Origin of the sequence: Psychrobacter sp. AOP30-A2-5 (assembly GCF_052378115.1) — a bacterium.
Taxonomy (GTDB): domain Bacteria; phylum Pseudomonadota; class Gammaproteobacteria; order Pseudomonadales; family Moraxellaceae; genus Psychrobacter.
This window is the reverse complement of record NZ_JBQSXK010000046.1, coordinates 1-2707: the sequence shown is the minus strand read 5'-3', so window position 1 is coordinate 2707 and position 2707 is coordinate 1. Positions and strand designations below refer to the sequence as shown.

Sequence of the window (2707 nt, the reverse complement as noted above, 5' to 3'; positions counted from 1 at the left end):
TTACCGTCATTATTCGCACGAAGTTTTTCATCAAGTGGATGATTAATCCAGCCATCCTTGTTTTGGACTTGGCTAGTGATAGTGAATTGGTCATCCTTAGCAGGGAGACGCTTACCGTCTTTGTGAACGACTTTACCGATGCTAATACGACCTAGAACTGGTGGAGTTATCGTGAGACCTTTAATCATGGTTATATTCCTTGTGTGGTTTATTAAAGAAATAAAAAAGCCCACCTGTGATAGGTGGGCTTTTTATGCGCTGTTTCTATTGACTAGATGGATGGTTAAGTGCTGAGTGATTAATCGTTTAATATCACAAAGCGACGACTGCCTTGCTTTGTTTTACTAAATTGAGTGAGTAAGTCAGGATGTGCCTTGATAACCGCTTTACTATCAAGACCGATACTATCTTTAGAGCGCTTCCATGAAATAGCGCCTTTATTGAAGATCGCCACCTCATTATCTTTGATAAGCGTTTGTAGCTGATGCTTAATCTGGTCATGACGTTGCTCTAGCTCCTCAATAGACATGCGATGATTAAGCAACTTATCAAACAGCTTGTTAGCGCCTTCATCGTCTCGCAAATCAACTTTACTTGACGGCTTAGGCTTTGGATAAAGCTGCTTTAATGCTCGCGCTGCTGACTCGCTATGGTCAGGGGTTGGTGGGGTGTCGGTCTCAACATACTGCCAAAACAGACGCTCATGCCACAGAATGCTATTAATCAGCTGCTCATCACGCTCAACCTTGTATATTTTGGCTTCATGTCCGCATAGCAGTACACAGATATGCGCCGCGCTTTTACCTGTGACCGCTAGCTGATGCTGCACTTGGCAAGTCACATAGAGCGGTACGCCATGCTTCCAAAGCTTCGCGCCATGTTCCCCTGCTGTTTTGCACTCTAGTATCTGTACCTCGTCATTGCCTGTCACTGCATAGTCTAGATTGGCTAGCATAAAGTGATTATCAGGGTCAGCATGTTGCAAGACGGCATTCACCCGACGTACTTTATTGCCTGTCTGCTCTTGGTAGTATTTAGCGACCATCGGCTCAAGCGTATTACCCCAGTACAGTGGAGAATAACCCTCAATGCTTTCATCGATGTTTGAGGTCATGCGCCCTGTCTTTATCATCCATAGCTCAAGCATGGATAGGTACGGATGGATACCGCAGGCAGCGGCTGCATCAGAGCTGCCAATGCCTTGCTTGCGAACGGCTAACCAGTCTTCACGGCTCAAATCTTTGGTACTGACAAGACGTTTAGCGGTGGTTGATTGAGTCGATGGCATTAAAGGCGTTGAGTACTCAATGTTGGCTTTTGTTTTTGAAGGTATGTGCGTTGTTTTGGCTTTGGCAGTTGAACGCTTTGCGCGTCTTGGCTGAGTGGTTGTGTTTAATGCGATGGTTTCCATAATAAATTCCTTATAAATGGCTTCATGAATTAAGGTGGCTGGTTAAATAATGGACATAAAAAAACCACGCGCTAAGGCGTGGTTGATTGTGTTTCTATACGTTAGATATCCTTGATTAAGCAAGCATCAGTAGTGACTCCTCTAAACCCTTTTGCTTAAGCTTAGCTCCAGCACCGAACCATGCTGAATTGAGACGATTATCGGTACTCATCGCTCGACGTTCATGATCAACGTACTCCGTGATACTACATAACAGCCCATAAGCCGTATCACGGGCGGCATCTAAATCAGCACCGCGCCCTTGACCGTTAAACATCTGCATCACCTTATTCATCGCTTTGGCATTAGGAACAGCATCCTTTTGCTTTTTAGCGCTATTAAACAAGATAAGGTCATTGTCTTGGTCATTGAACACACGGCTGAGATAATTAGCGGCATCCGCTTGAGTGACACGACGCTCCGACAATTGCTTCATCTCATAAACGTGCTCCTCCCACTGCTTCACCGACACGCCTAATTGCTGCTTGACGCTATCAGCATTGAAAGATGTGCTATGCGGAACTTTGACCACACCACCGCTTCCGTTAGCTAAGCTAACAGCAAGGGTGTTATTACAGACCACACGAATATTAGTGAACTGTGCTGTGGTCGCAAGCGTCCCATCACAGGCCGTTGCCAGTAATAGATAGCCGTTACTAACATCTTTACCTTTGAGCGTTGCTGACTGGCCTGTACGAGCCAATGCCCATAGCTTTCGACCGCCCTTGAGCACCCCAGCAGTCTCTAGCTCGAAATCAGACTGCTCTGTAAGATCACGATAGAACTCTAAAATCTCACGCGGTTGTACTTCTTGATAGCGTTGACTAACCACCGATAAGGGCTCTAGGTTATCGCTGCGGTACAACACCTTGTTCTCAGCAAAGGGCATGATGAGGTTATGACCTTTGTCATTGCTTGACATGTAGCTGACATCGGATGACTCAATACGCCAATCAAGCCCTGCCTCGCTTGCCCAAACCTCTAACGGCTGCTTAGGTGATAGCTCATTGCCAAGACCATGCCAAGGGGTTTCGCCTACGTACGCCATACTTTCGACTAAATGTGCCATGATAATATTCCTTTTTATTGATGATTAAGTAAGGTAAGTGAAGTGGGTTAAATGAATTAATGAAAGCTGGTGAAGACATGCGAGCAGTCATCACAGCGATATTGCTGATTCACTAGCAGCGGTAGCGCTTGATGAGACTGAGTCATCTCTATAAGCGCTGCGACTGTTGTACCTGCAACCACGCCTAT

2 protein-coding genes and 1 pseudogene are annotated in these 2707 nt (G+C 45.8%); all 3 read right to left on the bottom strand.

The features are described 5' to 3' along the window. Positions 1–188, bottom strand: a pseudogene (locus ACT3S4_RS14245) (hydrolase or metal-binding protein); the annotation flags it as partial. A 110-nt stretch (positions 189–298) separates the two neighbouring features. Continuing rightward, complete coding sequence (locus tag ACT3S4_RS14240) at positions 299–1411, bottom strand: YqaJ viral recombinase family nuclease (protein WP_444761294.1); 1113 nt, start codon at positions 1409–1411, stop codon at positions 299–301. Positions 1412–1526: 115 nt separating this feature from the next. Beyond that, positions 1527–2519 (bottom strand): DUF932 domain-containing protein, encoded by a 993-nt coding sequence (locus ACT3S4_RS14235; RefSeq protein WP_444761293.1) that lies wholly within the window; start codon positions 2517–2519, stop codon positions 1527–1529. Positions 2520–2707: the final 188 nt, after the last annotated feature.